This is a genomic window from Frankia sp. AgB1.9 (assembly GCF_016786355.1).
GTDB lineage: Bacteria > Actinomycetota > Actinomycetes > Frankiales > Frankiaceae > Pseudofrankia.
The window spans coordinates 13,018-39,859 of record NZ_JADWYX010000083.1 but is presented as its reverse complement, the minus strand read 5'-3'; the positions used below and the strand labels follow the sequence as shown (position 1 = coordinate 39,859).

Below are 26,842 nucleotides of genomic sequence, written 5' to 3'. Positions count from 1 at the left end.
CAAAGAGCGCTCACCCACCAGCGGCTACCGACACCGAGCCTGCCCCACGGCAACCCGGCAGCTCCCATTAGGGCCAAAACAGTGATCAAGGGCAAGGGCGAGAGCCTAGGCCGGTCGGTTCCGCGTCGGAGTTCCGGGAGTCATCCTTCCGGGCGCTATCTGTGACAGCGCGGCGAATCCGTCAGATGTCTTGGACGCCTGCAACAGACTGCGCGCGGTGGCGAGGCCGCCGTCGTTAGAGATCATCCGCAGGAAGTAGGACGCGTTGTAGCTCGCCTCCCGCTTCGCGCGCTCGTAGACACCCACCATCGCCCGATGGAAACTCTGCTCCAGCGCCTTAGGGCCATTCGGGCGTCCCGGATTGACAGACTCAGTCATGGCCGCATCACCTCGCGCGATAGGTAGTTGTCGATTTTTCCGGACTCGCGAGGGAATAGAGGTGCAGTCTCTCGCCTCGGGCGGAGGTGGCGGATTCAGTCGCCTCCGAGCAGTGCTCGGATCACCCGTTCGAGGTCGGGGAGTTTCTCCTGGAGTACCTGCCAGACGAGCGCGTCGTCCACGGTGGCGTAGCCGTGGATGAGGATGTTCCGGAAGGCGACGATGCGCGCGAGTTCGGGGATGGTCGCGGCGATCTCCGGGGCGGCCTTGGAGAGCTGGTTCAGAGCCTCACCGATGATCTCGAACTCGCGTTCGACGGCGGCGCGGAGCATGGCGTTCGTCCGGTAGTCCGCAAACGTCTGCCCTTGGCTGAAGGTGCGGGCTAGTTCTGCGGCGTTTGCTGCGTCCCAGAGGTATTTGCGTGGGTCAGGCGGCATAGAGGGGCTGCCTGGTTCGCATGACCTGGTCGCGGAAGTAGGGGTTGCGGATGCTGGTGATGCTGACGACGTCGACGGCTCGGCCCAGGAGGCGTTCCAGCCCTTCCTTGAGGGTGAAGTAGGTGCCGAAGTAATCGAAGCCGGTCTGGCTGTCGTCGAACTCCACGAGGACGTCAACGTCGCTGGTGTCGAGGTCGAAGGCGTCGCTGACGACGGAGCCGAACACGTCGAGGCGGCGGACGTCGAGCTTGCGGCAGAGTCGCTCGATCTCGGTGCGTCTCGCCTCGATCAACGGATGCATTCCGACCTCCCGTCCGCGATTGTGCCCGACCGGCTGACCGGTGCGCCCGCGCGGCCGGCCACAAGAGTCTTCGAGTAGACCACGTCACCCTGCCTACATGGTTCTGCTACCCCACTCGTTAGGAGACGCCTTCGTGGCCGGTCGGGCCGCTGTCGTGGCCGGGGTCGTGGGTCCAGGTGTCCTCGTGGGCGGTGAGCATGTGCTGGTCGGCGGCGTGGTGGTCCTCGTAGCCGGAGCTGTCGTAGCCCGAGCCGTCGTGGGCGAAGGCGTCGTAGCCGTCGTGGTGGCCGGAGTCGGCGCCTTCGCTGCCCGTCACGTGGAAATGCGCGGGGTCGGCGTGGGCCGCGGCGACGCTCGGCTCGGCGCCGTGTGGGCCGTCGGCGGCGCTCTCGGGCCCGGCGGACTCGGCGAAAAGCTGATGAGCCGCCTGGCCGGAGGCGCCCTGAAGGTGGTCCGCTGCGGTGCCGCCGGCCGCGGCCGCCGCGTGGCCGCCGGTCGCCAGCTGGTGGCTGGACTCGGCGTCCCAGCCCTGGTCCCAACCGGTTCCCCAGCCCGTGCCCCAGGCGTTGGTGTGCCCGGCCGCGTCCCCGCCGCCGGAATGGGCGGGCTCGGCGACGGTCGCGTCGTGGGCCTGCACGCTGTCCGCCCCGGTGTGTGCGTGGTCCGCCGCGTCCGCCAGGGGAGTGGGGTGGGCGTCCGGATGCGGGCCCGCGCCTCCGTCGCCGTCGAAGAACGCCTCGAAGGCCGCCGCGGCGGCCAGGCCGACGACCAGCCCACCGGCGGCCAGCGCGGCGACCATGGTGGCGGCCTGGAAGCCGCCGCCCGCGGCGGCGCCGGGCGGCGTCCGCCAGGTCGTGTCGCCGGGCGGCCCGGTGTATCTGCCCGTGTAGACCCGAGCGCGGTCGAACTGGCTCGCGAAGATGGTCATCGTGGCTCCCGCGCGGGTCGGGTGACGGAAATCAGAAGTCGACGAACCGGGGTGTGCTGACCGCGTCGCGCGCGACGCGCAGGTGGTGCGTGATCTCGCCGCGGGTGAGCCGGATACCCGAGGTCGCCGGGTAACGGCGCATCACGTCGAGCTGGGCGAGCCGGCGGGCGACGCCACCCATCGCGGGCCCGCGGGCCGCCGGCGCGGCGCGCCCCAGCTCCTCGGCGAGCCGGCGGGCGGCCTCCCAGCGGGGCCCGAACAGGTTCTCGGTCAGCACATAGCCGAGCACCGGGAGCGTGGAGCTGACCAGCGTGTTCCACCGGTCGAGGGCGCTTGCCCAGCCGCTCGCCGCCTGCGTGCTCATCAGCGCCGAGCGCTGCGCGCGCTGGTTGTACTGGTTGAACGCCTGGGTCGCGCCGGAGACCAGGAACACGGGGTTCAGCAGTGCCGCCCCGAGCGCGACCGCGGCACCCGCGTAGTTGGCCTTCGGCAGCGCGGACGGGTCGAGGTCCATCAGGCGCTGCACCTGGGCCGACAGGGCGCCGGTCTCGGCCGCCGCGCGCTGGGCCGGGGCGAACGCGGCCCGCAGCCGGGCCTCCTGCGCCTTCGGCCACTCCGGCTCGGGCCGTCCTTCGGTGACCGGCGCCAGCAGTAGTCCGTCGCGGTGCCGGATGAAGGCGGGCAGCACCGAGCCGACCTGGTCGAGGTGGCGCCGCAGCTCGTCGAGGCCCTCCGACAGCGCCGCGGCGGTGCGCAGCCGGCCCTCGTCGTCGGCCGGCAGCTCGACCCGCGCGGCCAGGCCGCCCGCGGCCGCGTCGCCGAGCAGGGCGGCGTGCAGCTCGTAGAACGGGCCGAAGATCGTGTAGAGGAAGTAATCGTCCTCCAGGCCCGCGGCGGCCCGCAGCATGTCGGGCAGGTGGCGCGGGTCCTCGGTGGCGTAGTTGCCGGCGGCGATGTCCGTGTGCAGCGCTCGGACCAGCTCCAGCTGGCCGACGACCGTCACGTCCCCGTCCGGGGCGACGACCCGCAGGCTGGCCCGCGCCTCGTCTGCGACGCCTTCGACGGAGTGAATTCGCGCGAGCGGCACCCGCAGGTCCGCGCCGGGGCCCTTCACCCGCAGCGTGCCGGCCGCGACCGCGCAGGCCACCGGGCCCCGGTCGGCCAGCTCGGCCGGGTAGGGCCCGCCCGCGAGCGTTCGCTCGGCGGCCGCCCGGACACCGGGATGGGCCGCCACCCGCGCGCCGAACGCCTCCGAGTCGCTCTCGACGACGACCGGGCCGTGCTCCGGGTCGAAGATGACGAACCGCTGCGCCGAGCCGGCCATCCGCAGCCGGGAGTCGGTCAGGTCGAACCGGGTCAGCGTCGTGGCGCCTTCCCGCGGCTGCAGCTCCAGCACGGTGTCGCCGAGCACGCAGTCCGCCCTGCCGCGGGCCGCGTCGCCGGTCAGCCCGCTCGCCCAGACCGGGGCGGACGTGCCGATGGTCGTCGTCTCGGCTTCGCGCCGTTCGGCCTGCGCGACGGCCAGGAAGGCGGCGAGGACCGGCGGGGCGGCGAGGTGCAGCGTCACGCCGGTGAGGAACCGGCCGTCGAGCACCGCGCCGCCGCGCACGCTCACGCTGGTGGGGGAGGACTGCTCGACGGCGACCCGGTTGAGCGGCCAGTCGATGAGCGCGCGCCCCCGGGAGCGCAGCTCCAGTCGGCCGTCCTTGATCACGGCATAGGCGGTGAGGTCCCCGTCGGGATCCTCCGCCGGCGCCTGGCCGCCGCCGGTCGCGGTGGCGCGGGCGGCGGCCGCGACCCGGGCCGCGGCGCCCTTGACGGTGGCCGCGGTGAGCGGCCCGGCGGCGGGCGGCGGCGTGGTGGGGGCCGGGGGGTTCCTGACCGTCACGTCCTCGGTCGGGTCCCGCTCGTAGTGCGGCGTCACGGACAGGGCGCACGGGCTGACGAACGCCGCCGACGGCGCGTCCGGCAGCAGCCGGCCCGCCAGCCCGGTGAGCGCGCCGTGCAGCTCCGGCGGCAGTGGGGTGATGGTCGTGGCCTGGTAGGTCCGCCCGTCCGGGAACGTGACGTCCACGGCGAGCCGGGTGCTGCCCTCGACAAGCTTGATCGTCGCGGTGGGGTCGAAGGCGGGCTCCAGGGCGCTGAGGACCGCGCTGCTCAGCCCGCCGGTGTCGTGCACGTAGACCGCCGGCAGGTCGGTGATCAGCAGCTGGCGCATTCCCATCATCGAGAAGCCGCTGGTCCGCTCCTCCCGCAGGGCGCACCACGCGCTGTCGAACACGATGCGCCCCCGCACCTGCGCGTAAGGCGCGGGGATCGGCGCGACGGTGGCGGCGGGCGCGACGGCGCCAGCGGGCCCCATGGGGCCAGCGGGCACCATGGGGCCAGTGGGCGCGACGGGGCCGGCGGGTGCGACGGGTGGGCCCTGCGGAGGCGGCGCCCAGTTCCAGGAGGTCGGCGCGGGAGCCTGTTGGGCTTCGCCGGAGTTGCTGCTCACGTGGATTCGCCGCCCCCGTCCAGGTCGGTCGTCACCGACCGCGTGCCCGGGCGCGGCGACTCGCCGAGTGGACAGGCGCCTGCCGGGCGCGCCCCGGTCACGATCTCTCCTGGACGTTACCGGCTATCCAGATCACGTGTGCGACCGCATCGGCGCGCTCGTCGCGTCCCACAGCACCAGGCTTTGGGACGCGACCGCGGGCGATCTGTCGTAGCGTCCTCGTAAGCCACAGACCTCACCGGTCGCCGACGTCGGTCGGCGCCGGTCGGCTGTGGAACTGCCCGGGGCACTCCCGGGCATCAACGCGGGAGCTTCCACCGCAGGGGGCTGAGAGGGCGGCTGGGCCGTGGGCCCGGGGTCGCCGACCGCATGAACCTGTCCGGGTAATGCCGGCGTAGGGAGCAAGTCTCATGGAGCGTTCCGCTCACCCCACCCCCGTGTCCGAGCCCCTGCCGGGAAGCCGGCGGACCTACCTGACCGGGCCCGATGGGGCCCTGCGCGTCCCGATGCGGGAGGTGCCGCTGTCCAACGGCGACGCGGTGGTCCTCTACGACACCTCGGGGCCGTACACCGACCCGGACGTCCTCGTCGACGTCCGCCAGGGCCTCGCCCCCGCGCGGGCCGCGTGGATCGAGGCCCGCGGCGACACGGTCGCGACCGGCACCCGCCCGGCGCGCCGGGCGCTGCCCGGCCGGGCCGTCACCCAGCTCGGGTACGCCCGCCGCGGGGAGATCACCAGGGAGATGGAGTTCGTCGCCGTTCGGGAGGGGCTCGACCCCGAGTTCGTCCGCGCGGAGATCGCCGCCGGGCGGGCGGTCCTGCCGGCGAACGTCAACCATCCCGAGTCCGAGCCGATGGCGATCGGCCGCAACTTCCTCGTGAAGATCAACGCCAACATCGGCAACTCGGTCGTCGCCTCCTCGATCGAGGAGGAGGTGGAGAAGATGGTCTGGGCGACCCGCTGGGGCGCGGACACCGTCATGGACCTCTCGACCGGCCGCGACATCCACACCACCCGGGAGTGGATCCTGCGGAACTCGCCGGTGCCGGTCGGGACCGTGCCGATCTACGAGGCGCTGGAGAAGGCCGGCGGGCGCGCCGAGGACCTGTCCTGGGAGCTGTACCGCGACACGGTGATCGAGCAGGCCGAGCAGGGCGTCGACTACATGACGGTCCATGCCGGCGTGCTGCTGCGCCACGTCCCGCTGACGGCGCACCGGCGCACGGGGATCGTCTCCCGCGGCGGGGCGATCCTGGCGGCCTGGTGCCTCGCGCATCACGAGGAGAACTTCCTCTACACCCACTTCGCGGAACTGTGCGAGATCCTGCGCGGGTACGACGTCACCTTCTCGCTGGGCGACGGGCTGCGGCCCGGCTCGATCGCCGACGCCAACGACGCCGCCCAGCTGGCCGAGCTGGCGACCCTCGGGGAGCTGACGACGATCGCCTGGGAGCACGACGTCCAGGTCATGATCGAGGGGCCGGGGCACGTACCGCTCCACAAGATCAAGGAGAACGTCGACCTGCAGCGCGAGCTGTGCCACGACGCGCCGTTCTACACGCTCGGGCCGCTGACCACCGACATCGCGCCCGGCTACGACCACATCACCTCCGCCATCGGCGCCGCGCTGATCGGCTGGCATGGCACCGCGATGCTCTGTTACGTCACCCCCAAGGAGCATCTGGGCCTGCCGGACCGGGACGACGTCAAGGCGGGCGTCATCGCCTACAAGATCGCCGCGCACGCCGCCGACCTCGCCAAGGGCCACCCGGGCGCGCAGGCCTGGGACGACGCCCTGTCGCAGGCCCGCTTCGACTTTCGCTGGACCGACCAGTTCCACCTGGCCCTCGACCCGGAGACCGCCCAGGCGTTCCATGACGAGACGCTGCCGGCCGCACCCGCGAAATCCGCCCACTTCTGCTCCATGTGCGGCCCGCACTTCTGCTCCATGAAGATCACCCGCGACGTCCGGCGCCACGCGGACGAGCAGGGCCTTGCCTCCGCCGACGCCGTCGAGGCGGGCCTGCGCGCCAAGGCCGCCGAGTTCACCGCCGCCGGCTCCCGCCTCTACCTGCCCGTCCCCGCCACCCCGGACGGTCCGGCCCCGGCGGAACCCCAAACCTGATCGCTGATTCGGCAGAGCCCGGCTGCCCGTTGCCTTGATCGCCGTTTCGGCCCTGGGATGGTCGTGCCGGGCGCGTTTCTACGACCACCTCAGGGCCGAAACGGCGATCATGACCGGTGCGGTGGCCCGCGATCGAGGGACTGGGCGCCGCCGACCGTGCGTGGACGACGTCGCGCGTGTTCCGCCGGGTCGAGCAGGTCATGACGTTCGGGCTTGGGGTCGTGCTGCTGCTGGAGGCCCTCCTGCGGGTGGTCCTCGTCTACAGCCACTCTCGCTCGGACCTGTTCCACGCCTCGGTGGCGTCGCAACTGCCGGGGCTCGTGCTGTTCGTCGGCTACCTGGTCGCGATTCGACTGTTCGCGGTTCCCATCGCCTCGCGCGAGGTCGACGCTGAGGTCGCCCGCGCCTCGGCGGATTCCCTTTCCACCGTCACTGAGGAGGCGTGATGTCCGGCGCCGAACAGGGTGTTCTGCTCGCCGTCATTCTGATCGTAGGTTTCGCGATCAGCCAGTTCATCCAGCGCCGCCGCAAAGAAGTGAGGATCCGGGGCGGCCCGCCGGAACTACACTCCGTGCTGTAACCTCCGCCACATTCGATAACGCGTATCAGTCGCGACGCATGCCCGGTATGCATTTCTGGTGACTGCCGAGAAACCGGCAGATGAACGTCGCGGGATGATGCCTGCCTGGCGGAAAGACGTCGCGTGGAGCCGTTATACCGTTCCCCTCGGCCCGACGAAGACGCTGCGATGGCGCGCTCGGGGTGACCAGCGAGGGAGATGGCGGTATGAGCCTCCGGCGCCTGCGCGCCGGAACGACCACGGCCGCCCTCGCGGCGTTGCTGGTCGTTTCGTCGACCTTTCTCGTGGGTTGCGGGCAGTTGTCGAGCACGGGTACGGCCACGGCGGGCACGTGTCCGACGCCGGAAACCGGTGTGACGGCGAAATCCATCAAGATCGGGCTCGTCTATCCGGATTCCGGGCCGACCGGCATCGTGTCCACTTTCAGTGGGACGCGCAGCGGTGTCGAGGCCCGAATCGCCCTTCAGAATGCCCACGGCGGCGTCAACGGCCGAACCATCGACCTCGTCTGGCGCGACGACCAGGCCAACGCCCCGATGTTCTCCGCGGTGGCCCACGACCTGGTCGACACGCAGAAGATCTTCGGCCTCATCGCGCAGTCGATCGTCGTCAGCGATTCCGCCGCCTGGCTGAGCGTGCAGAACGTCCCGGTCACCGGCGCGGCCACGACCGCCGACTGGACCAGGTATCCCAACTTCTTCGACTTCGGCAACCTGTTCAACCCGGGAGCGGTCTCCACGTTCGGCGACTACGTCCAGGCGCAGGGCGGCACGAAGGCCCTCATCGTCGCCGACCCGACCTTCGAGGTGTTCCAGAACCTCGACGCGAAGATCGCGCCGAGCCTGCGAAACGCGGGAATCGCGGTCATCGGCACGGTCAGCTACACGGGGATGAGCCCGGCGCGCGTCGCCGAACAGCTGAAGAGCTCCGGCGCGAACGCGCTCGTCGCCGCTGTCCCGACCAGCGCGGTCCTGGACATCTACGCCGCGGCGAGGCGGCTCGGGGTCAAGCTCAGGGTCGTGCTGGGCAGCAGCATCGACAACAGCCTGGTCGCGCAGCGCGGGCCCGAGATGGCCGGTCTGTCATTCCTGTCGAGCTTCTCGTCGACGACCTCGCCGGCGATGGTCGCCTACAGCAACGTGATGCACACCTACGCCCCGCAGCTCGCGAATCCCTACGACGAGCTCGCTCTTGACGGCTATGTCGCCGCCGACGAGATGATCGAGGGCCTGCAGCTCGCCGGTGCCTGCCCGACCCGCGACGCGTTCATCAAGAGCCTGCGGCAGGTGGGCGCCTTCACCGGCAACGGCCTGATCGCCCCGGTGAACCTCAGCCAGCCGAAGGCGCCCACCATCTGCGTAGAGTTCCTCAAGGTCGACCGGGTCGGCGGCAGCCTCACCCCGGTGCCACCGCCGGCGACCGTCGACCAGAACGGGTTCTGGTGCGGCCACACCATCCAGTAGCGGTGGCGGCCGGGGCGAGCGGGCGTCAGCCGGGCTGCTCGGTCGGGCGCACCAGAATCTCGTTGACGGCGACCCGGCGCGGCCTGGTCACGACATAGGCGATGGCGTCCGCGATGTCCGTGGCGAGGAGTGTTTCGACGCTGGCGAAACGCTGGCGGGCGACCTCACGGACGGCTGGTCGCAGGTGGTCGGTCAGCTCGGTGTCGACCGCGCCGGGCTCGACCAGGGACACCCGCACGTGGCGCTCGGTGATCTCCTGGCGCAGCGCCTCGCTGAACGCGTTGATGCCGTGCTTCGTCAGGTTGTAGACGCCGGAGAACGCGGTGGGGCGCCGGCCGGCGACCGAGCTGATGTTCACCAGGTCCGAGACGCGCCTCGGCTCGCTGTCCGCGGCGGCGACGAGGTGCGGCAGGGCGGCGTGCGCGATGTAGAGAAGGCCCTGGACGTTCAGCCGGACCATCCGGTCCCACTCCTCGGTCGGCGCGCCGAGTACCGGGCCCAGCAGCATCACCCCGGCGTTGTTGACCACGGTGTCGAGCCGGCCGAGCTCGGCCACCGTGCGCTCGACCGCGGCGACCGCCTGGGCCTGCTCGGTGACGTCGGCCTCGATCGCCAGCGCGACGCCGCCGGCCGTGGTGATCTCGGCGGCCAGCTCGTCGAGCCGGTCCTTGCGGCGGGCGACCAGCGCGACCGACGCCCCCAGGCTGGCCAGCTCCCGCGCGGCCGCCGCGCCGATGCCGCTGCTCGCGCCGGTCACCAGCGCGACCGTGCCGTCCAGTCGTTCCGTCATCGCTTCGCTCCAGCCCATGCGTTCGTGATCCCGGCCGAGCCGTCGCCGCGGCGACAGGCGCCGAGGCCGGCCGGCGTCCCAAGGTCAAACGTATCCGGCGAGTTCCGGGGCCGGCTGACGGTAGCCGCGCGTGGCGTCCGACGGCCGGACGTGCCAGGAGTCCCGACCCCGGCGCGGGTCGTCAGCGACGGCGCGGGCGCTTGAGGGAGCGGGGCCGCTGGCGGCGCCGCGATTCTGGCTCACGGGTGGCCGAGGGCGCGGCTGCGGCCGGGGCGGTGAAGAACTTGAGGGTCGTGAGGGTCTTGGTCTGCTGCGGCCCGGTGAGGTCGATGCCGCGGGTGCCCAGGAAGGCCGCGGTGGTCGCCGCCGCCTTCAGGGCCTCGTCGGGCGCGCAGCGGGTGGACAGCTCGAGGATCTGGGACCGGTCGGGGAAGGTCCACTGCTCGGCCAGCAGCGTGCGGTCGAAGCCGTCCAGGGTGAGTTTGCGGCGGCGGGCGTCGACGGGCCCGAAGACCATCAGGTCGTCGATCGTGACGCCGCCGGGCAGGCGCGGGACGAGCAACGCCCGCTGCCGGGCCGAGAAAAGCGCATGCAGCGGTCGTCGGTCGGCCATGACCGACTCGACGTCGTCGGAGCCGAGGCGGGACTTCAGCGCCCCGGAGCACACGTAGCTGCCGGGCATGCCGTCGATCTCGACGACGAAGTCCTTCGACCGGCGCAGCGAGGAGGGCACGTCGGCGGGGGCCACCGGGCGCAGTTTGACGACGGAGTCGTCCGGACGGTGCCGGATGCTGCGTACCCGGGCCACGACGCCGCGGCGGTGTAGCCGGCGGTCCGGGGTGTCGAGGTAGTAGACGCGGTGCGCGGGGGCGTCGGCGAACTGGATGCCGAGCACGTCACAGGTCTCCTGGTGCCCGTCGATCGGGATGAGGAGCTTGAGCTCCACCCGGTCAGCCTGCGGAGCCAGCCGCAGGAGCCCGTCGAGATCGTCCTCGGGCAGCTGCCAGAAGTTCTGCGCGGCTCGCACCGGCTTGCGCCCTGTCATCGCGTCCCCCTCGGTCGCCGTGCGCCGGCCTGGCCGGGCCCGGCGCAGGTGCGGCGGGGCGGTGACGATGCCGCGTCTGGCGCGTCGGTCGGGAGCCTTCGGGCGCATGGTACCCGACCGCTGTCGAGTCAACCATTTCCCACCATAGCGGGATCGAGTCGGAGCCGGCTCGCGCTGGCGGCCGGCGAGGGCCTGTCCGCGCTGGTGGCCGGGCCGGCAGAGGGGCTTCGTTCAACCGGCGGCTCGCCGGGCCGCGTCGAGGTCGTCCTGGTGCTCGACCGCCCACTCCGCGAGGGCGGAGAGCGGCGTCAGCAGGGTCCGGCCCAGTGGAGTGAGGCTGTATTCGACGCCCGGCGGCGTCGTGGGAAACACCTCCCGGTTGATCAGGCCGCCGGTTTCGAGGCCGCGCAGTGTCCGGGTAAGCATTCGTTGGCTGATGCCCTCGATGCCGCGGTGCAGCTCGTTGAAACGGTAGGGACGTTTCCCGAGCAGGACGAGGACGAGCACCGCCCATTTGTCGCCGAGCCACCGCAGCACCTCGGTCACGACGCAGCTCTCGTACTCGGCCGCGGGGACCGGGTTCGGCAGCGGGGCGCTGACCATGGCGGGCACACCCGTGTGCGTAGCGGACATCAAACTGCCTTCTTCCGCGCCTGGCGAGCTGTCGATGACGATGGCCGCACCGATCGTAGATACCGAGGGAGTTTCTGTGTCCGAGTCCGTCAGCGCACTGCCGACCGCCCCGGAGCCGACCGGTCGGGTGGTCGTCGTCACCGGCGGGACGGACGGGATGGGCCGCGCCCTCGTGCTCGCTCGTGCCGAGCGGGGTGACCAGGTCGTCGCGATCGGCAGCAACCCGGCGAAGGGCGAGGCGTTGCTGGCCGAGGCCGCGGGGCGTGGCGCGGCCGGCCACGTCCGCTTCGTCCGAGCCGATCTCGCGACCGTCGAGGGCAACCGCCGCGTCATCGAGGAGACGCTCCACCACCACGGCGCGATCGACGCGCTGGCACTGTTCGCCAACCGCCAGGCGCCCCGGCGGACCCTGACGCGGGACGGCCTCGAAGCCACCTGGGCGCTCTACTACCTCAGCCGCTACCTGCTCGGCCATGGCTTCCGTGCCGCGTTGGAGGCCAGTGCCGCCCCGGTCATCGTGAACGTCTCGGGCGTCGGCGTCACCAAGGGATCCATCCACTGGGACGACCTGCAGCTGGAACGCGGCTACGCCATGGTCGCCGCGCAGCTGCAGGCCGGCCGCGCCAATGACCTACTCGGCGTCGCCTTCGCCGAGCACGGCGACAGCAAGGCGCGCTATGTGCTTTACCATCCGGGATTCACCAGAAGCGGGGACCTCAGCCCACTGCCTCTCATGCTGCGCGCCGGCATCAGGGCGGCCGCGAGAATCTGGGCACGGCCCATCCCCGATTCGATCCGCGCCATCCACCAGTTCATCGACACACCTCCGGCCGCGGCGCTGACCGCGGTGGACCGGAATACACACCTGCCACTGACGTTCCGGACCCTCGACCCGCGCGACGCGGCCCGCCTGGCCGGCCTGACCGAGAAGCTCCTCGCCGCTCTGCCGAGCAACCCGTAACCCCGGCCCGCCCGGTGCTCAGGAGCCGGCGCCGCACCATTCTGTCTGGGACGGCGCACCGGGAACGGTGTCCGGGACGACCTCGAACGCCGTGCCGGCGTCGTTGACCCGGGTGAAGATCAGGCAGTTGATCTCCTGGTGGGTTTTGGTGAAGTCGACCTTCCCGGCGAGCATCCCCTCGGCGTTGTAGTTCTGCATTCCGCGCAGGGCGTTGATGAATCCGGTCCGGGTCGGGCAGGCGCCCGCGGCGATCAGCCCCTGGACCAGAATGTCGGCGGCGATGTAGGTGCCCAACGCGACCTCCTGCGTCGCCGGCTGGAGCTCGGGCGCATAGGTGGCCACTGCCTTGAGGTAGTCCTGCTGCGCGGGAAGGTTCGCCCGGAATGGCACGATCGTGGAGAAGGTCGTCAGGCCGGCCACCGAGGACCCGTACTTCTGGATCGTCGCGTCACCGGAGCCGGCGATCGCCACGACCACCTTGAAGCGGTTGCCCGCGGCGTTCACCGCCGCGTCGATCGGCAGGACGTCGTTGGGACCGAGCGCGAGAACGAGGACATCCGAATCGGTGGGCAGCCGGCGGACGAACTCGCTGGGACTCGTCACCGCCGAGTTGTACGGGACCGTCGTCGTCGGGACCTGGGCCTCGGCGAAGCTCTTCGCGAGCGGCGGGTCGAACCCCTGCACACCGCTGGCCGTCTCCGTCGTGACCACGATGGCTCGGTGGCCGCCGTGTTCGCGGACGTACCGCCCCACGACATCCGAGACCGGTCCACCGGTGATCAGGGAGGGATAGGAGAACATCGTCGTATACGACGGGTCGGACCAGACATTGGTGATCGGCAGGCCGACGGCGGGAATCTGGTTCGACCGGAGGTAGTCCGCGCCCCCGTCCGCGTTAATCGAGGCTTCAAGGAGCCCGAAGACCGAGGTCGACTCGAAGAGGCTCCGCACAGCGGTGCCGTTGCCGCTTGTCGAGCTGTTGTCGTCCTGCCAGGTATAGGTGATCTTTCGCCCGTTGATGCCACCGGCGGCGTTCACCAGACCGAAGCGAGCATCGGCACCGCTGCGAGCCGCTTCGAGCTCCCCGCTGATGGGGCCACTGTCCGGATAGATGAGGCCGACCCGGATCTCGTGCGGCGAGACCCCGGGGGCGGCGCAGGCCGCCGAGGTATTGGCGGGGCCCGATCCGTTGGTGCAGCTTACGGTAGCCAGCGCGGCCAGGAGCGTCGCCGCGATTGCCGTCAGCGTCGTGCGCCGGTCTAATCGCTGAATCGGCGCTGCCAGCATGGATACTTCTCCTCGCGTCCTCGGACTGTGCCACCGCGCCGGCCGAATGCCGCGACACCCGGAATTCCAGGGCGTTCGCGGGCCGGGCTACGGGAAGGTACCAAAGCCGCGAGTGGGGTCTGGCCGGTGCTGTCAGGGTGTCCGGCCGCCCGGTGTCATGAGGCCGTTTTCGTAGGCGAACACAACGAGCTGGGCGCGGTCGCGGGCGTGGACCTTCGTCATGGCGCGGTTGACGTGGGTCTTGGCGGTCGCGGGGCTGATGACCAGCAGTTCCGCGATCTCCTCGTTGGAGAGCCCGCGGGCGACCAGGACGGTGATCTCACGTTCCCGCGCGGTGAGGTCGGTCATGGCGGGAAGCCTGGCGTCGAGCCGTGCCTGGGGGCTCGCCAGGAAGCGTCGGACCAGCGCTGTGGTCGCGGTGGGGGACAGTAGGGACTCGCCGGCCGCGACGGTCCGGATCGCGTCGAGCAGCGCGTTCGGCGCCACGCCCTTGCCGAGGTAGCCGCTGGCGCCCGCGCGAAGGGCGGCGAGGACGAGCTCGTCGGTCTCGAAGGTGGTCAGCACGAGGATGTGCACGCCCGCGAGGGCCTCGTCGGCGGTGATCTGAGCGGTGGCGGCGATGCCGTCGAGGTCGGGCATCCGGATGTCCATGAGGACGACGTCGGGGCTGGTCGCGCGGACCACCGCGACCGCCTCGCGGCCGGTGCCGGCCTCGCCGACAACCTCGATGCCCGGCGCGGCGTCCAGCAATAGCCTGAAGGTGGCGCGCAGTAGTTCCTGGTCGTCGGCTAGCAGGACCCTGATCGGGGCGGTCACGGCTGGGGCTCCTCGGTCTGCGGCCCGGTGGTCTGAGGCCCGGTGGTCTGAGGCCCGGCGGCGTCCGGGCCGGGAACGGCGGATCCGCCAGCGGTGTGGTTTGCCCTGATGGGCAGCTCGGCCGCGACCCGGTAGCCACCGTCGTGGGTCGGGCCGGCGTCGAACGTGCCGTGCGCGGCGCGGGCGCGTTCCCGCAGGCCGATCAGCCCGTGCCCGGTCCCGACACTCCGGGTGCCGGCGGGCTGGGCCGCGGGCGGGTTGTGGATCTCGACCCCCAGATGGCGCGGGGCCCAGCGCAGGGTGAGGCTCACCGGCGCGCCGGGGGCGTGCTTGGTGGCGTTGGTCAGCGCCTCCTGGATGATCCGGTAGGCCGCCAGGTCGCTGTGATGGCCGAGGGCCGCCGGTTCGCCGACGGTATCGAGGCTGACGGGGGTGCCGGCGTCGCGGAACCGGTCGAGCAGCCCGTCGAGCCGGTCGAGGCCGGGGACCGGGGGAAGCGTGCGGTCCCGGGTGGGATCGCCGGCGGCCCGCGGATCCGGGTCTGCCGCGTCGGCGGGGCGGTCGGTCTCGTCGAGGTCCTGGCGCAGCAGGACGAGGGTCGCCCGCAGGTCGTCGATCGCCGTCGAGGTGTGCTGGGTGATGTCCCGCAGGGCTCGGCGCGCGGCCGGTGGGTCGAGGTCGAGCAGGTAGTCGGCGACCCCCGCCTGCGCGTCGACGAGGGCGAGGTCGTGGGCGAGGGTGTCGTGCAGCTCGCGGGCGATCCGCAGCCGTTCCTCCAGCACGGCCTGGCGGGACTGCTCGCGGGCCTCGCGGGCCCGGCGGGCGCGGGCGTCCTGCCGGGTTCGGACCCCGACGCCCACGGCCGCGGCGATCAGGACGAGCTCGGTCATGACCACGTCCGTGCCGACCAGCGAGATCCCCTGGAACAGCAGCGCCGCGACCAGCAGCACGACCGCGCTGACGGCTCCCGTGACCCAGCCGTCGCGTTGCCGGCGACGGGACGCGACGGTGTAGACCGCGAGCATCGTGGCGACCGGTACCGGCTGGTAGGCGGCCACCGCGAGGCCGCCGACCAGACCGGCGCCAAGGTCGCGCATCACCACGAGCTGGCCGGCCTCGACGGCCAGGACGACGGCCAGGACCGGCTCGGGCCAGTAGGTCCGGACCAGCAGCGGCAGCCACGCCAGCACGAGGAAGACCAGACGCGCCGTTCCCGGCGCGGTGGGCTCGCTGGTGCGCAGGACGGTCGCTGCCGTCATGGTGACCAGCGTGGCGGCCGTGGCGACGGCATCCCACCGGGTGGGGCGCCTGCTCTCGCTGAGCAGGCGCCGCCACCCGGTCGGCTCGCTGGTCGTCCCGCTCACCAGCTCAAAGTACTGGCCCGACCAGAACGCGACGCCTGTGTTAACGCGGGTGATCGCCGGGTAGGCCGCCGGCATGAACGACTTGGGCATCATCGGGACGTTGGCCGCCATCACCCTGATCGTGATCGGGGTTCTGCTCGCTTTCACCACCGCCATCTCCTGGGACACCCCGACGACCTTCGGCGTCTTCGGGATTCTGCTGGGCGCGATCGGCCTGTTCGGTGGCGGAATCGGCAGCCTGCTGGCCCGCCGTCGGGCCTGACCACCGGGCCGCTTCCACGGGTGGCCCGGCGGCGTGTGGCCTCACGAATGGGTGGTCTCGCGATGGCAGACCTGGAAGGGGCCGCTCGGGCCGCCCCACAGCGTGACGCGTTGCGCCCAGAGCGGGCCGCAGTCGGCGGTGGTCAGCGCTCGCACGGCGGTGCCGTCGTCGATGCCGTTGCCGAAGCACCAGTCGTAGTAGACATACGCCTCGTGGGCCACCCCACCCGTCACCAGCCGCAACACGATCGCGGCGTCGCCCGACTCGTCCTTCACGCAGTCCTCCGGCGCGTTGGGACCGCCGCCGACGGGTGCGGCCTGGATCGCGGCGAGCAGTGCGGTCGCGTCAGCCCCGCCGACCGCGCGAGAGGCCACCAGCCCGGGCGTGCCCACGGGACGGCTCAGGTCGTAGAGGCAGACGGCGGCGCTGTCCACGGTGCGCAGGCCGGCGACCTCGAACGGGTGGGCAGGTCTGACGAAGCCGCCAGCCTGGATCGGTGAGCTGGCGGCGCACCCGTGCGGGTCGACCGCGGCCCGGCGAGCGGACGCGATGACCCGCTCGGCCTCGCCCAGGTGCGCGCCGTCCGACAGGACGAGCACCTTCGCCGAGCCGACCGTGCGGACGATCCTGGTCCAGCCGTCGCCGCTCACCCGCCCGTCCGGCACCTGCGCGCTCCCGGCAGGTGCCGGCGTCGCGGCGAACCACAGGTGCGTGGCCCAGTACGGGGGCGGCACGCCGCCACCGTTGAGGTCGGGCCCCTGCATGCCGCCCGGACAACCAATCGTCATCACCGCCGAGCCAGGGCCTCGGGTGTCGACGTATGGCTGTCGGGGCCCGGCGGGCGACTGTCCCAGCGGCACACACCAGTCGCTCGTCGGCGCGGCGTCGAACCCCCAGGAGGCCGGGACGTCCACGACGGCGTCCAGGAACGACTCCGTTCGCCAGCTGGGCGGCGCAGGCGTGGCATCGCTCGGCCGCGACCCGGTTCGCGCCGGCCCCGCCTCCGCCGCGCCACCTGCCCGCGCACAGGCCGTCAGGGCACCGCACATGACCAGACCCAGCGCGGCGACCGCGGCCAGCGCCGGCCGAAGAGCACGCCGCCCGTCGCGACGAGCGGCACCGGCGGGCCGCGCCGGCGCCAGCCGCGGCGACGAGCGGAACGACACAATCCTCATGTTTCCCTCCTCGTTGCCCGCGTTCGACGCGTGCCGGCGAAGCCTGGTTCCGGCGCGCGCCGAATGGCGAGGATCACGCGCGCCGATCTGGCCGCGAGGTGGGCAGTCAGCACGAGATACTCAGAGCAGGCAGAGGCGGGCGCGGGGCGCAAATGGGGGCGGAATGTGTTTCTCTCCGGAGGCCGATGTCGTGGCCGGCATCGTGATCGGCGGGGTCGGTATCGACGCAGCCCGCCACGTTCGGGACCGCGCGCAGTGGCCGCTGGCCGCGCTGCCGCTCCTGCTGGCCGGCCACTCGCTGGTCGAGGCGTTCGTCTGGTGGGGGCTGCGCGGTGAGGTCAGCGGCGGGGTCCTGCGGGGCGCGACCGTGGTCTACCTGGTCATCGCCTTCCTGGTCCTGCCGGTGTACATCCCCGTGATGGTGCTGTTGTTGGAACGCTCGGCGGCGCATCGGGCAATGGAGATCGTCACGCTCGCCGCCGGTGTGCTGTGCACCGCCTGGCTGGGCGTGGCCATGGTCACGCGGCCCTTCGTGGCCCGGGCCGACGGGCACCACATCGTCTATCACGTCCATCTGCAGGCCGGGCCGGCAGTGATCGTTCTGTATCTCCTCAGCACGTGCGGTGCGCTGATCATCTCCGGCCGGCGGTTCCTGCGCTGGTATGGCATCGTCAATCTGGCCGCGGTCGCGCTGCTCGCCTGGGTCGCGACCGATGCCGTCACCTCGCTGTGGTGCGTCTGGGCCGCCATCACCTGCGTCTCGGTGGCCGTGTACCTGCGTGCCACCGGTCCGGCCGCCGGCCCCCGCGCCCCCGTGCCGGTCAGCTGAGCCGACACCCGCCCCCCACGTTCCGCAGGAGCAGTCATGGCAGACGCGCAGGCCGTACCGGGCACGGACGACGAGGCCTCGGACCCCAAGTCCGTAGTCCGAGCCTTTCTGGCGGCGCTGGAACGGCTTGACGTCGACGCCGCGCTGCAGCTCGTCTCGGACGATGTCGTCTATCAGAACGTCCCACTCCCGGCGGCCAGGGGACGCGCCGCCGTCGCGCGGCAGCTGCGGGGGATGGTCCGGTACAGCACCGGCTTCGAGGCTCGCACCCATCACATCGCGGCGGACGGGCCGATCGTGCTGACCGAACGGACCGACGTGCTGCGGGCCGGCGCGTGGGAGGCGGAGTTCTGGGTGTGCGGCACCTTCGAGGTGCGGGACGGCCGGGTCGTGCTGTGGCGGGACTACTTCGACTGGGCGACGTTCCTGGCCGCGAGCGCCCGCGGCGCCGGGAAGGCACTGGCGGCCAAGGCTCTGACGGTCGCCGTCAAGGCGAGAGGGAAGACTGGGGCCTCCTGACGAACGCCCGCAGACGCCGCGGCAGAAGCCGACGGGCCGCGGTCTGGTCGCCGGGGGTCGCTCAGTAGTGCTGCATCAGGTCGATGACGGTCTTCGGGCGCTGGGTGAGCATGATGCGGCCGACGACCTTCATGTGCTCCGCCCAGTGCGCCTCGGCGGCGCTCGCATCGCCGGCCTCGACGAGCGCGGCGAGCCTGGCCTGGGAACGCAGCCCGCGCGCGCGGATCGCCGCGGTGTCCCTGGCCTCGTCCGGCTGACTGGCCGCGGCGACGGCGCGCGCGACGATCTCGGCGAGCATCTCGGCGACGATGCTCAGCGTCTGGTTCCCGGCCAGCTCGACGAGGCGGGAGTGGAAGGCGGAGTTCGCCTGGCCGAACGCCGCCGGGTCGTCGATCACCTCAAGCTGCGCGGCGGTGAGCCGCCGCAGCTCCGCGGCGGCGGACCGGCGTGAGCGCGACTGGGCGACAAGGCGTGCGGCGGCCGGCTCGATCATGCTGCGCGCGTCGTAGACGTCCCCGAGCGGCACGTTGCGGGCCTGGAGCAGCAGCGCGGCGGTGCGGGCGGTCATCCGCCGGTCCGGCTGGTGGACGATCACCCCGCCCTGCACGCCCCGCTTGACCGTGATCAGGCCGTCGGCCTCCAGGATGCGCAGCGCCTCCCGCAGGGAAGGCCGGGAGACCCCGAAGCGGTCGACGAGATCGGGTTCGCGTCCCAGCGACGCACCGTCCGCGAGCTCGCCGGAGACGATCAGTCGGCGGAGCTCGTCGGCTATCTGCTGCGGCTTCTCCCGCAGCGCCGCGCGCTCGCCGCCCGGCGATCCCCGGCTCTCGGTCGCCATGCCTGCCCCTCTCTGTCGGTTGCCTCGGGGTCGGTAGCCTCGCGCCGCACCGGGTAAGAGGATCAACCCAGCGTACCGGCTGGTCTTCTCGATCGGATCTCGGCGCGGTTACCCCGGGCGGTCGTCAGGAGGGTCGGGTCGGCGTCAACGCAGGTGGTCGGTTGCCGCGAGGTCGTGGGTGTGAGCGGCGTGACGGTTGGCCAGCGTCGCGAACATGGCGTCGCCGCGGTCCGTCCGGCTGACCAGCATGCCCGCGACGACGGCAGTGATCAGGCCGGTCCAGCTGTAGCGGCGGTAGTCCTCCCAGCAGTCCTCGAACGGGTAGCCGTCGGTCACGCCGTACTGGGCCAGCGCCTGGTGGTAGCGGCGGACCAGGTCGCGCTCGCGGGGCCGGCGCTGCTCGACCGGCAGGCTCCCGCCGATCAGGTAGGCGACGTCGCCGGCGCCGGCACCGAGCTTCGGGGTCTGCCAGTCGACGATGGTGACGCGCCGCTGGGCGCCGGCGCCCTCGAACATCATGTTGTCGATCCGGAAGTCGCCGTGGGTCACGGTCAGCTGGGCGGGTCGGTGCTCCTGCCAGGCCTCGATCCCGGCGCCCAGCGCCTCGCCCTGGGTGATGACCTCGGGCTCGATCGACGCGCGGAAGCGGTCCACGAACCCGTCCCACACGGCGCGGTAGACCTCGGAGATCGCGACGGGTGACCGGGCGGTCAGCCAGCGCTTCTCGAGGAGGGTCGGGTCGCCCCAGCGGGGACCGTGCAGGCGCGCCGCCTCGGTCACCGCGAGCGCGGCGTCGTCGGCGTCGCAGCCGAGGAGCTGGTCGCCGGGCACCGCGGGCGCGAGGTCGGCCAGGACGACCACCACGTTCGCCGTCCCGGGCTCGATGGCGGCGTAGTAGCAGCGTGGCTGGCTGACGTCGACGGTCTGGGCGATCTGCTGGTAGAAGGCGACCTCGCGCTCGTAGGTCAGCGTCAGGACGCCGGTCGCCCGGCTCTGCTCCTCCGACGACGCGAACTTGGCGACGACGGTCGCCGGCCCCCCGGCCACGCCGGTGTCCTCGGCGTACCTCAGCTGGTAGCGCAGGGTCGAGCCGACCGCGCCCGTGCCGATGGCCGTCGCCTCGAACCCGGTCACCCGGGCGCCGTCCGTCAGGGCTCCCGCCTGTGCCAGCACGTCGGTCAGCCAGCCGGCCGTCACGTCGCGCGGGTCGGACACCAGCGGCGGCGGGTCTACCGTCGTGCTCATGGGGCGCTCCAGATGGCCAAGGGCGGCTTCTATCTAGATATTTATAGACCGGTGTCGGTCGGCGCGGCGACCGTCCCGGTACGGTCGCGAACCCGCCTCCCCGCCCGAGCGGGGACTCGGGCGGAGCCGCCGCCGCGGGCCGATACATATAGATGTCTCTGGGGAGATGCGGTAGAACAGCAGGTGGGGGCCGAGACAGGTCCGACGGCTCCCTCCGGAGCTGGAGGTGTGGCGATGACCTTCTGTAGAAGGCGCACAGACTGTAGAAGGCGCACAGACTGTAGAAGGCGCACAGACTGTAGAAGGCGCACAGAGTGGACCGGGCCGGTCCGGCCGCGGGCCGAGTTATCCCCGAGGGGCGGCGGCTCACGATGACGCGACGCAGACCTGCCGGCGGCCGCCCCGAGCGTGCGAAGGCGATCGCGTGAAGCGCGTGGTCGTCGTCGGGGCCTCCAGCGGCCTGGGACGCTGCATCGCGCTCGGGCTCGCCCGGCAGGGAAAGCAGGTCGCGATGCTCGCCCGCCGGCGGGACCGGCTGGACGCGGCGGTGCGCGAGGCGGGCGACGGGGCGGTCGCGATCGAGTGCGACGTCACCGACGAGACGTCCTGCCGGAACGCGGTCGCCCAGGCGGCGGACGCGCTCGGCGGTATCGACGGCGTCGTGTACTCCACCGGCGTCATCACGATCAAGCCGCTCGACCAGATGGACGCGGCCGGCTGGGGGAAGCTGTTCGCGACCAACGTCACCGGCGCCGCGCTGGTGACGGCGGCCGCGCTGCCGCATCTGGCCCAGGCGGGCGGCTCGGCCGTCTATCTGTCGTCGATCAGCGCGTCCGGGGGGCCGCCGTGGCCCTTCGTCGGCGGCTACGCGGCGAGCAAGGCGGCGCTCGACAAGCTCGTCGAGGCGTGGCGCGTCGAGCACCCCTCCATCGGCTTCACCCGCCTCACGATCGGGGACTGCCTGGGTGGCGAGGGCGACTCCGCGACCGGCTCGCTGGTCGGCAACGACCCGGAGCACATCAGCCAGGCGGTAGCCGAATGGCAACGCCTCGGCTACTTCACCGGACATTTCATTGACGTCGACCACCTCGTTGACGTCACGATCGCTGCGCTGCACTGTGGCGCGAGCAGCGCGATCCCGTCGCTCACCCTCGTCCCGCGGGCCCCTGCGACCACCGCCCTCCTGGAGAAGTGATGTCCGAGCAGCGCATGTTGATCAATGGCAGGCTCGTCGACGCCGAAGGGGGCCGGGTCTTCGACAACGTCAACCCGGCGACCGAGGAGGTCCTCGGCGTGACCGCGGACGCGTCCCGCGCGGACATGCGGGGCGCGGTCGACGCGGCGCGGGCGGCCTTCGACCAGTCGGACTGGGCTCGGGACCACGCCGGCCGCAAGAAGGCGCTCCTGCAGCTGCAGGCCGCGATCGAGCGGGAGGCCGAGGAGTTGCGGGCCGAGCTCGTCGCCGAGGTCGGCTGCCCCGTGCTCACCACGTACGGCCCGCAGTTGGACGCGCCGCTGAAGGAGGCGCTGCGCTGGCCGGCCGAGCAGATCGAGTCGTTCGGGTGGACGCGGACGCTCCCCCCGAAGGACGCGTTCGGGATGGGCTATCCGTCGGCGCGGGAGGTGTGGAAGGAGCCGGTCGGGGTCGTCGGCGTGGTGACCCCGTGGAACTTCCCGTTCGAGATCGCGCTGAACAAGCTCGGGCCGATCCTCGCCATGGGCAACACCTGCGTGCTGAAGCCCGCGCCGGACACGCCCTGGAACACCACCCGGCTCGGCCGGCTGATCGCCGAGCACACCGACATCCCGCCGGGCGTCGTCAACATCGTCCCGTCGTCGGACCACCTGGTGGGGGAGGTGCTGTCGACGTCGCCGCTGGTCGACATGATCGCCTTCACCGGCTCGACGGTCACCGGCCGGCGGATCATGGCGGCCGCGGCCGAGACGGTGAAGCCGACGTTCCTGGAGCTCGGCGGGAAGTCGGTGAACCTGCTGCTGGACGACGCCGACTTCACCCAGGCGATCCCGGGCGCGGCGATGGTCTGCATGCACGCGGGCCAGGGCTGCGCCATGCCGACCCGGCTGCTGGTCCCGAACTCGCGCTACGACGAGGCGATCGAGCTGGCGACGGCGGCGTTCGCCGGCGTGAAGTACGGCGACCCGACCGACCCGTCGGTGCTGCAGGGCCCGCAGGTCTCGAAGCGCCAGCAGGAGCGGGTTCTCGGCTATATCGAGAAGGGCCGGGCCGAGGGCGCCCGCGTCGTCCTCGGCGGTGGGGTGCCGAAGGACCTCGACCGCGGCTTCTTCGTCGAGCCGACCTTGTTCGCCGACGTCACGCCGGGCATGACGATCGCGCAGGAGGAGATCTTCGGCCCGGTCCTCGTCGTGATCGGCTTCGAGGACGACGACGACGCGGTTCGCATCGCCAACGACTCGGTGTACGGCCTCTCCGGGGTGATCATGTCCGCCGACCTGGACCGGGCGAAGGGCGTGGCGCGCCGGATCCGGACGGGCACCCTCGGCCTCAACGGTGGTCTCTGGTACGGGGCCGACGCCCCGTTCGGTGGCTACAAGCAGTCCGGCATCGGGCGCCAGTGCGGCATCGAGGGCCTGGAGATCTTCACCGAGACCAAGACCGTCGGCTGGCCGGCCTGACATCCCCGCCAGCGCCGCCCGTCCGACCGGATGGGCGGCGCCGGCGCGGGTCGCGGGCGGTCCGTCGCCTGGTCCGGTCAGCTCGTCGGAAAACGGGCAACCCGCCGTGCGACCGCCTCCGTCCCGGGCGTCGGTGCGTGTCCGACGAGGTGCGCGAGGGTCGGCGTCGGTGCGCTCGCCCAGGTGCCGCGGAAGTCGGCGAACAGCTCGAGGAGCTGCCGCGTGACCGTCGGCGGCAGGGCGAAGCGGACGAGGTAGTCGAGGTACTCGTCCTCGTTGACGGCCCGGAAGGGCACCCCGGCCAGCTCGGCCAGCTGGTCCCAGGTGACCTGGTCGGGCCCGGTGAGCTCGTGGACGAGGCTGTCGTGGCCGGGCTCGGTGAGCACCGCGGCCGTCGCCTCGGCCAGGTCGGCAATGGCCGCGGGTGTGGCCGCCGCGCGGCCCGCGGGCGCGACGAGCTCGCCGCCAGCCCTGCCCCAGACGACGTCGCGCGCCAACGCGTCGGCCAGCCCGGACGCCATGCGCAGGATCGTCACGGCCGGGCCGGCGCTCGTCGCGGCCGCTTCGAGGTCCTTGTAGTCCCGCACGGCGGGCACCGTCGCGTTGTCGAGATCGGACCAGCTGGTCAGCACGATCCGGCTGACCTCGGCGTCGGCGGCTGCACGAAGGGCCGCGGTGACGCGCGCGAGCCGGCGCGCAGGCTCGGCTCCGAAGAACGTCGCGTTGATCAGCGCGACGTCGACGCCACGCAGCGCGGCCTGGAAGGCGGCCGGGTCGTCGAAGTCGCCTGGCCGGTAGTCCACTCCGGGGACGGGCGCGACCTTCGCGAGGTCACGGACGGTCCCCACGATCGGCTCGGAGGTCCGGGCCGGCAGCGATTCCAGGACGGCACGGCCGAACTCGCCGTTCCCGCCCGTGACAGCGATGGTCATGGCGCCTCCTACGATGTAAACGGGGTCTGCGCCCCGGAAATATACCGGGGCGTGCGCCCCGCTTACAAGGAGGCGACGATGCCGGAGCGGGCGCCACGCGCGGACGCCCTGCGCAACCGCGCGAAGATCCTTGCCGCGGCCGGTGAAGCGTTCGCGCGGGACGGCGCGGACGTGCCGCTGGACACCATCGCGCGGCTGGCCGGCGTCGGCCCGGGCACGGTCCACCGGCATTTCCCGACCAAGGAGTCGCTGGTCGCCGCGGTCGTCACCGACCGGCTCGACCGGCTGGCCGACCAGGTCGAACGGCTCCACGGCGATCCGGCCGTCGACTTCTTCGACTTCCTCGCCGAGCTCGCCCGCGAGGCGCGGCACAACCTGATGCTGACGGCGGCGCTGGGTGGGACCCTCGGCTCCGACGGGGACCAGGCCGCCCGTCGGCTGACCGGCGGCCTCGACGTGCTGCTGCGCGCGGCCCAGCAGGCCGGTGCGGTCCGCCCGGACCTGTCCGTCGTCGAGCTGCACGCGGTCCTCGGTGGAGCGCTGGCCATCGAGCAGCAGCTGCCGGCCGAACGGCAGGGCCTCGGTCTGCAGATCGTTCTCGCCGGTCTGCGCCCGGCCGATCCGGGGTCGCCGTCCGGCCGGCCCGACAGCTCGTCGGCCTGATGCGGTGAGACCGCGCGCGCGTCTAAACATTTGGATATATTCCGATCCCCGTTCGTGAGGAGCTGAAGGGAATGAGCACCGGCGAATTACCCGATGCCGCTGACCGTGACCTGGACCCCGCCGAGGCGGCCGGCCTCGACGCGGAGCGCATCGCGGCCTGGCTCGCCGCCACGGTGAACCCGGCGGTGTCGGCTGTGACCCTGCGCAAGCTGCCCGGCGGCCATTCGAACGGGGTCTGGCGCCTGGACGCCGTCGCGCCCGGTGGCGTCGTACCGATGATCCTCAAGGCCCCCCAGCCGCCGAACGTGGTGCACCAGCGTGACGCCTGCCGGGAGGCCAGCATCCTGGCGGCCGCCGGCGCCCTCGGCGCGCCGGTGCCCCTGGTGTTCGCGACGGATACCGGAATGGCCACCGGCCTGCGGTGCTTCGCGATGGAGTACGTCGAGGGGCGTGCCCTGGCGGACGCCACCTCGGCCGGCCCGCACGACGACGCGTGGCTGCGCGGCGAGGGCCCCGAGGTCGTGCGGGTGGTCTGGGAGTCGTTCTACGACGCGCTGGCCGCGCTTCACTCGGTCGACGCGGCGAAGGTCCCCGATGCCAGCCATGGGCCGCGTGGCGCGCTGGACGTCCTCGACTACTGGCGGGCCGCGCTCCTGGACGTCGCACCGGCGGCGAGTGTCCCGCGACAGCTGCGGGTGCTGGACTGGCTGCGGGACAACCTGCCCGCCGGTGCCGACGACGACCCGGCGGTCTGCATGGGCGACGCCCGCATCGCGAACTGCCTGCTCGCCGGGACCACGGCCCGGGCGCTGGTCGACTTCGAGGTCGCCTACCTGGGCAACCCCGCCGCCGACGTCGCCTACGGGCTCTTCTTCGACGGCCTGCACCGGGCCGGTGCCGAGCGTCCGGTCGACGGCCAGCCGTCCGCCGACGAGACGTGGGCCCGGTGGAGCCGCGTGACGGGCCGGCCGGCCCGGGACCGTGGCTACTGGACGGCGTTCGGCGTCACGGTGCTGTGCGTGACGGCGACGCGCGCGATGATCCAGTGGGGGCTCGCGGGCGGGACGATCGAGACGGCGAACCCGATGGTCGGCCGCTGGGAGAAGACCGTGGAAAGGGCTCTGCGTGCTTGAGACAGGCGCCTTCACCCCGGCGGACGAGAGCCGGCACCCGTCCGATCCTGGCGACTGGTCGTGGAGCGAGTCCTGGTACTTCTCCTGGATCGACCTGGACGGCGGCCCCGCCGGCTTCTTCCGCCTGGGCCTGCTGCCGAACCAGCGGCGGGCGATGCTGTGGTGCTTCGTCCACGTGGACGGTGCGTGGCACGGCGTCGACGAGTCGCGCCTGGCGCTCGACCACGTCGACCTGGCCGCGGGGCCGGCCTATGACCAGTGGGGCCTGCGGTTCGGCTGGCAGCCGCGGCCGCCGCTGGTCGGCGCCCACTTCACCTGCGCGGGGACGTTCCTGACCCGGTCCGGTTCTGGCTCGGGTGCCTATGTGCCCGTCTCGATCGACCTCGTCTGCGCGTCGACCAGCGACTGCATATCCGCGGCCCCGGCCGCCGACACCGCGTACCCGACCGGCCGCTTCGAGCAGTCGATGACGGCGTCCGGCACCGTCTCGGTGGGTGGCCGCCGGTGGCAGGTGCGCGCCGGCGCCCAGCGGGACCGGTCGTGGGGGCCGCGGGAATGGCGGGTGCCGTTCGCGATCGGCGACCTGCAGGGCGAGGACCGGCAGCTCTACTTCGTCGGCTCCCCGCTGCACGGCCGTGGCTCCGGCTACCTGCGGGAACGGTCGGGGGAGCTGCGCCGGCTGCGCTGGGTCGACGGCACCGTCGGCTACGACGACGAGGCGAACACGCTCTCCCCTGGAGTGCTGCGCTTCGAGGCGGCCGACGGCGCCCGGATCGAGGCGGCGCTCGCCCCTGTGACGCCCAGCGTCTGTTTCGACACCGCCCACACCTGCCGGGAACCCGAGCAGTGGCCCTACTGGCGCACCCTGGTCGAGGCCCGGGTCACCGGCTGGGAGGGCACCTGCCGAGGCTGGTTCGAAGCGAGCCGCTACGAGGCCCCGCAGGGCGCCGAGTAGCACCAACATCGGCGGTCATGATCGCCGTTT

General features: G+C 72.3%; 28 protein-coding genes and 1 riboswitch. Of the genes, 13 read left to right on the top strand and 15 right to left on the bottom strand.

What is annotated here, in order from left to right; genetic code table 11:
• Positions 1-105: 105 nt before the first annotated feature.
• The 5 genes from I6A60_RS27870 to I6A60_RS27850 form a co-directional block, all read right to left on the bottom strand.
• Entirely contained in the window at positions 106-378 is a 273-nt protein-coding gene (locus I6A60_RS27870) for a hypothetical protein (protein ID WP_203025309.1), read from the bottom strand.
• 95 nt (positions 379-473) lie between these two features.
• The gene (locus I6A60_RS27865; RefSeq protein WP_203025310.1) at positions 474-815 is read right to left on the bottom strand and encodes a DUF86 domain-containing protein; all 342 of its coding nucleotides are present in this window, start codon (positions 813-815) and stop codon (positions 474-476) included.
• Positions 805-1,116, bottom strand: a complete 312-nt coding sequence (locus tag I6A60_RS27860) for a nucleotidyltransferase family protein (RefSeq protein ID WP_203025311.1) — start codon at positions 1,114-1,116, stop codon at positions 805-807. Before I6A60_RS27860 ends, I6A60_RS27865 begins: the two co-directional genes overlap by 11 nt.
• 118 nt (positions 1,117-1,234) lie before the next feature.
• Complete coding sequence (locus I6A60_RS27855) at positions 1,235-2,044, bottom strand: hypothetical protein (protein WP_203025312.1); 810 nt, start codon at positions 2,042-2,044, stop codon at positions 1,235-1,237.
• 31 nt (positions 2,045-2,075) lie between these two features.
• Entirely contained in the window at positions 2,076-4,406 is a 2,331-nt protein-coding gene (locus I6A60_RS27850) for a hypothetical protein (protein WP_238436378.1), read from the bottom strand.
• 433 nt (positions 4,407-4,839) lie between these two features.
• A riboswitch (TPP riboswitch) is annotated at positions 4,840-4,955 on the top strand.
• On the opposite strand from I6A60_RS27850, the gene thiC reads away from it, so the two are divergent.
• The 4 genes from thiC to I6A60_RS27835 all read left to right on the top strand — a co-directional run bounded on the left by thiC (position 4,952) and on the right by I6A60_RS27835 (position 8,710).
• A complete protein-coding gene (gene thiC / locus I6A60_RS27845) occupies positions 4,952-6,667 on the top strand; it encodes a phosphomethylpyrimidine synthase ThiC (RefSeq protein WP_203025314.1) in 1,716 nt (571 codons plus the stop codon). It overlaps the preceding riboswitch by 4 nt.
• Positions 6,668-6,783: 116 nt before the next feature.
• Positions 6,784-7,113, top strand: a complete 330-nt coding sequence (locus I6A60_RS27840; protein WP_203025315.1) for a hypothetical protein — start codon at positions 6,784-6,786, stop codon at positions 7,111-7,113.
• On the top strand, positions 7,113-7,247 hold the full coding sequence (locus I6A60_RS42990) for a hypothetical protein (RefSeq protein ID WP_255545448.1): 135 nt from the start codon (positions 7,113-7,115) through the stop codon (positions 7,245-7,247). Before I6A60_RS27840 ends, I6A60_RS42990 begins: the two co-directional genes overlap by 1 nt.
• A gap of 206 nt (positions 7,248-7,453) precedes the next feature.
• Positions 7,454-8,710, top strand: coding sequence for an ABC transporter substrate-binding protein (locus tag I6A60_RS27835; RefSeq protein WP_203025316.1), 1,257 nt, complete (start codon positions 7,454-7,456; stop codon positions 8,708-8,710).
• A 25-nt stretch (positions 8,711-8,735) separates the two neighbouring features.
• Here I6A60_RS27835 and I6A60_RS27830 read toward each other — a convergent pair whose 3' ends face one another.
• The 3 genes from I6A60_RS27830 to I6A60_RS27820 all read right to left on the bottom strand — a co-directional run bounded on the left by I6A60_RS27830 (position 8,736) and on the right by I6A60_RS27820 (position 11,178).
• The gene (locus I6A60_RS27830) at positions 8,736-9,500 is read right to left on the bottom strand and encodes an SDR family NAD(P)-dependent oxidoreductase (protein ID WP_203025317.1); all 765 of its coding nucleotides are present in this window, start codon (positions 9,498-9,500) and stop codon (positions 8,736-8,738) included.
• 181 nt (positions 9,501-9,681) lie between these two features.
• Positions 9,682-10,653, bottom strand: coding sequence for an adenylate cyclase (locus I6A60_RS27825; RefSeq protein WP_203025318.1), 972 nt, complete (start codon positions 10,651-10,653; stop codon positions 9,682-9,684).
• Positions 10,654-10,776: 123 nt separating this feature from the next.
• A complete protein-coding gene (locus I6A60_RS27820) occupies positions 10,777-11,178 on the bottom strand; it encodes a helix-turn-helix domain-containing protein (RefSeq protein WP_203025319.1) in 402 nt (133 codons plus the stop codon).
• Between the two features lie 76 nt (positions 11,179-11,254).
• Between I6A60_RS27820 and I6A60_RS27815 the strand changes: the two genes are divergently transcribed.
• On the top strand, positions 11,255-12,139 hold the full coding sequence (locus tag I6A60_RS27815; RefSeq protein WP_307873898.1) for an SDR family NAD(P)-dependent oxidoreductase: 885 nt from the start codon (positions 11,255-11,257) through the stop codon (positions 12,137-12,139).
• An 18-nt stretch (positions 12,140-12,157) separates the two neighbouring features.
• Here I6A60_RS27815 and I6A60_RS27810 read toward each other — a convergent pair whose 3' ends face one another.
• The 3 genes from I6A60_RS27810 to I6A60_RS27800 form a co-directional block, all read right to left on the bottom strand.
• The gene (locus I6A60_RS27810) at positions 12,158-13,426 is read right to left on the bottom strand and encodes an ABC transporter substrate-binding protein (protein ID WP_203025320.1); all 1,269 of its coding nucleotides are present in this window, start codon (positions 13,424-13,426) and stop codon (positions 12,158-12,160) included.
• 132 nt (positions 13,427-13,558) lie between these two features.
• On the bottom strand, positions 13,559-14,242 hold the full coding sequence (locus I6A60_RS27805; RefSeq protein WP_203025321.1) for a response regulator transcription factor: 684 nt from the start codon (positions 14,240-14,242) through the stop codon (positions 13,559-13,561).
• Entirely contained in the window at positions 14,239-15,696 is a 1,458-nt protein-coding gene (locus tag I6A60_RS27800) for a sensor histidine kinase (protein WP_238436377.1), read from the bottom strand. The genes I6A60_RS27805 and I6A60_RS27800 overlap by 4 nt, the downstream gene beginning before the upstream one ends.
• Between I6A60_RS27800 and I6A60_RS27795 the strand changes: the two genes are divergently transcribed.
• Complete coding sequence (locus I6A60_RS27795) at positions 15,680-15,868, top strand: hypothetical protein (protein WP_013425445.1); 189 nt, start codon at positions 15,680-15,682, stop codon at positions 15,866-15,868. The genes I6A60_RS27800 and I6A60_RS27795 overlap by 17 nt on opposite strands.
• 41 nt (positions 15,869-15,909) lie before the next feature.
• On the opposite strand, the gene I6A60_RS27790 is transcribed toward I6A60_RS27795, so the two are convergent.
• Positions 15,910-17,043 (bottom strand): hypothetical protein, encoded by a 1,134-nt coding sequence (locus tag I6A60_RS27790; protein ID WP_203022178.1) that lies wholly within the window; start codon positions 17,041-17,043, stop codon positions 15,910-15,912.
• Here I6A60_RS27790 and I6A60_RS27785 point away from each other — a divergent pair.
• Together I6A60_RS27785 and I6A60_RS27780 are read left to right on the top strand one after the other, a co-directional pair.
• Entirely contained in the window at positions 17,042-17,872 is an 831-nt protein-coding gene (locus I6A60_RS27785) for a DUF6629 family protein (RefSeq protein WP_374487269.1), read from the top strand. The two genes, I6A60_RS27790 and I6A60_RS27785, sit on opposite strands and share 2 nt — an antisense overlap.
• A 36-nt stretch (positions 17,873-17,908) precedes the next feature.
• On the top strand, positions 17,909-18,391 hold the full coding sequence (locus I6A60_RS27780; protein ID WP_203022180.1) for a limonene-1,2-epoxide hydrolase family protein: 483 nt from the start codon (positions 17,909-17,911) through the stop codon (positions 18,389-18,391).
• Positions 18,392-18,452: 61 nt separating this feature from the next.
• Here I6A60_RS27780 and I6A60_RS27775 read toward each other — a convergent pair whose 3' ends face one another.
• The gene (locus I6A60_RS27775) at positions 18,453-19,229 is read right to left on the bottom strand and encodes a FadR/GntR family transcriptional regulator (protein WP_203022181.1); all 777 of its coding nucleotides are present in this window, start codon (positions 19,227-19,229) and stop codon (positions 18,453-18,455) included.
• A gap of 144 nt (positions 19,230-19,373) precedes the next feature.
• Positions 19,374-20,474 carry a phosphotransferase gene (locus tag I6A60_RS27770; RefSeq protein ID WP_203022182.1) on the bottom strand — a complete coding sequence of 367 codons (1,101 nt, stop codon included), beginning with the start codon at positions 20,472-20,474 and terminating at the stop codon, positions 19,374-19,376.
• A 424-nt stretch (positions 20,475-20,898) separates the two neighbouring features.
• On the opposite strand from I6A60_RS27770, the gene I6A60_RS27765 reads away from it, so the two are divergent.
• Positions 20,899-21,669 (top strand): SDR family oxidoreductase, encoded by a 771-nt coding sequence (locus I6A60_RS27765; RefSeq protein ID WP_203022183.1) that lies wholly within the window; start codon positions 20,899-20,901, stop codon positions 21,667-21,669.
• Positions 21,669-23,129, top strand: coding sequence for an aldehyde dehydrogenase family protein (locus I6A60_RS27760; RefSeq protein WP_203022184.1), 1,461 nt, complete (start codon positions 21,669-21,671; stop codon positions 23,127-23,129). Before I6A60_RS27765 ends, I6A60_RS27760 begins: the two co-directional genes overlap by 1 nt.
• A 77-nt stretch (positions 23,130-23,206) precedes the next feature.
• Here I6A60_RS27760 and I6A60_RS27755 read toward each other — a convergent pair whose 3' ends face one another.
• Complete coding sequence (locus tag I6A60_RS27755; protein ID WP_203022185.1) at positions 23,207-24,061, bottom strand: NAD(P)H-binding protein; 855 nt, start codon at positions 24,059-24,061, stop codon at positions 23,207-23,209.
• 78 nt (positions 24,062-24,139) lie between these two features.
• On the opposite strand from I6A60_RS27755, the gene I6A60_RS27750 reads away from it, so the two are divergent.
• The 3 genes from I6A60_RS27750 (at position 24,140) to I6A60_RS27740 (ending at position 26,812) form a co-directional block, all read left to right on the top strand.
• The gene (locus I6A60_RS27750) at positions 24,140-24,724 is read left to right on the top strand and encodes a TetR/AcrR family transcriptional regulator (protein ID WP_203022186.1); all 585 of its coding nucleotides are present in this window, start codon (positions 24,140-24,142) and stop codon (positions 24,722-24,724) included.
• Positions 24,725-24,795: 71 nt separating this feature from the next.
• Complete coding sequence (locus I6A60_RS27745) at positions 24,796-25,857, top strand: phosphotransferase family protein (protein WP_203042660.1); 1,062 nt, start codon at positions 24,796-24,798, stop codon at positions 25,855-25,857.
• Complete coding sequence (locus I6A60_RS27740) at positions 25,850-26,812, top strand: hypothetical protein (protein WP_203021662.1); 963 nt, start codon at positions 25,850-25,852, stop codon at positions 26,810-26,812. Before I6A60_RS27745 ends, I6A60_RS27740 begins: the two co-directional genes overlap by 8 nt.
• Positions 26,813-26,842: the final 30 nt, after the last annotated feature.

Coding starts and splice junctions, on each gene's coding strand:
- I6A60_RS27775 (WP_203022181.1), bottom strand. CDS start 19,229: ATGGCGACCGAGAGCCGGGGATCGCCGGGCGGCGAGCGCGCGGCGCTG.
- I6A60_RS27760 (WP_203022184.1), top strand. CDS start 21,669: ATGTCCGAGCAGCGCATGTTGATCAATGGCAGGCTCGTCGACGCCGAA.
- I6A60_RS42990 (WP_255545448.1), top strand. CDS start 7,113: ATGTCCGGCGCCGAACAGGGTGTTCTGCTCGCCGTCATTCTGATCGTA.
- I6A60_RS27855 (WP_203025312.1), bottom strand. CDS start 2,044: ATGACCATCTTCGCGAGCCAGTTCGACCGCGCTCGGGTCTACACGGGC.
- I6A60_RS27795 (WP_013425445.1), top strand. CDS start 15,680: ATGAACGACTTGGGCATCATCGGGACGTTGGCCGCCATCACCCTGATC.
- I6A60_RS27785 (WP_374487269.1), top strand. CDS start 17,042: ATGTTTCCCTCCTCGTTGCCCGCGTTCGACGCGTGCCGGCGAAGCCTG.
- thiC (WP_203025314.1), top strand. CDS start 4,952: ATGGAGCGTTCCGCTCACCCCACCCCCGTGTCCGAGCCCCTGCCGGGA.
- I6A60_RS27770 (WP_203022182.1), bottom strand. CDS start 20,474: ATGAGCACGACGGTAGACCCGCCGCCGCTGGTGTCCGACCCGCGCGAC.
- I6A60_RS27790 (WP_203022178.1), bottom strand. CDS start 17,043: ATGAGGATTGTGTCGTTCCGCTCGTCGCCGCGGCTGGCGCCGGCGCGG.
- I6A60_RS27830 (WP_203025317.1), bottom strand. CDS start 9,500: ATGACGGAACGACTGGACGGCACGGTCGCGCTGGTGACCGGCGCGAGC.
- I6A60_RS27850 (WP_238436378.1), bottom strand. CDS start 4,406: ATGGGGCCCGCTGGCGCCGTCGCGCCCGCCGCCACCGTCGCGCCGATC.
- I6A60_RS27745 (WP_203042660.1), top strand. CDS start 24,796: ATGAGCACCGGCGAATTACCCGATGCCGCTGACCGTGACCTGGACCCC.
- I6A60_RS27755 (WP_203022185.1), bottom strand. CDS start 24,061: ATGACCATCGCTGTCACGGGCGGGAACGGCGAGTTCGGCCGTGCCGTC.
- I6A60_RS27865 (WP_203025310.1), bottom strand. CDS start 815: ATGCCGCCTGACCCACGCAAATACCTCTGGGACGCAGCAAACGCCGCA.
- I6A60_RS27820 (WP_203025319.1), bottom strand. CDS start 11,178: ATGTCCGCTACGCACACGGGTGTGCCCGCCATGGTCAGCGCCCCGCTG.
- I6A60_RS27810 (WP_203025320.1), bottom strand. CDS start 13,426: ATGCTGGCAGCGCCGATTCAGCGATTAGACCGGCGCACGACGCTGACG.
- I6A60_RS27860 (WP_203025311.1), bottom strand. CDS start 1,116: ATGCATCCGTTGATCGAGGCGAGACGCACCGAGATCGAGCGACTCTGC.
- I6A60_RS27835 (WP_203025316.1), top strand. CDS start 7,454: ATGAGCCTCCGGCGCCTGCGCGCCGGAACGACCACGGCCGCCCTCGCG.
- I6A60_RS27825 (WP_203025318.1), bottom strand. CDS start 10,653: ATGCGCCCGAAGGCTCCCGACCGACGCGCCAGACGCGGCATCGTCACC.
- I6A60_RS27750 (WP_203022186.1), top strand. CDS start 24,140: ATGCCGGAGCGGGCGCCACGCGCGGACGCCCTGCGCAACCGCGCGAAG.
- I6A60_RS27780 (WP_203022180.1), top strand. CDS start 17,909: ATGGCAGACGCGCAGGCCGTACCGGGCACGGACGACGAGGCCTCGGAC.
- I6A60_RS27870 (WP_203025309.1), bottom strand. CDS start 378: ATGACTGAGTCTGTCAATCCGGGACGCCCGAATGGCCCTAAGGCGCTG.
- I6A60_RS27800 (WP_238436377.1), bottom strand. CDS start 15,696: ATGCCCAAGTCGTTCATGCCGGCGGCCTACCCGGCGATCACCCGCGTT.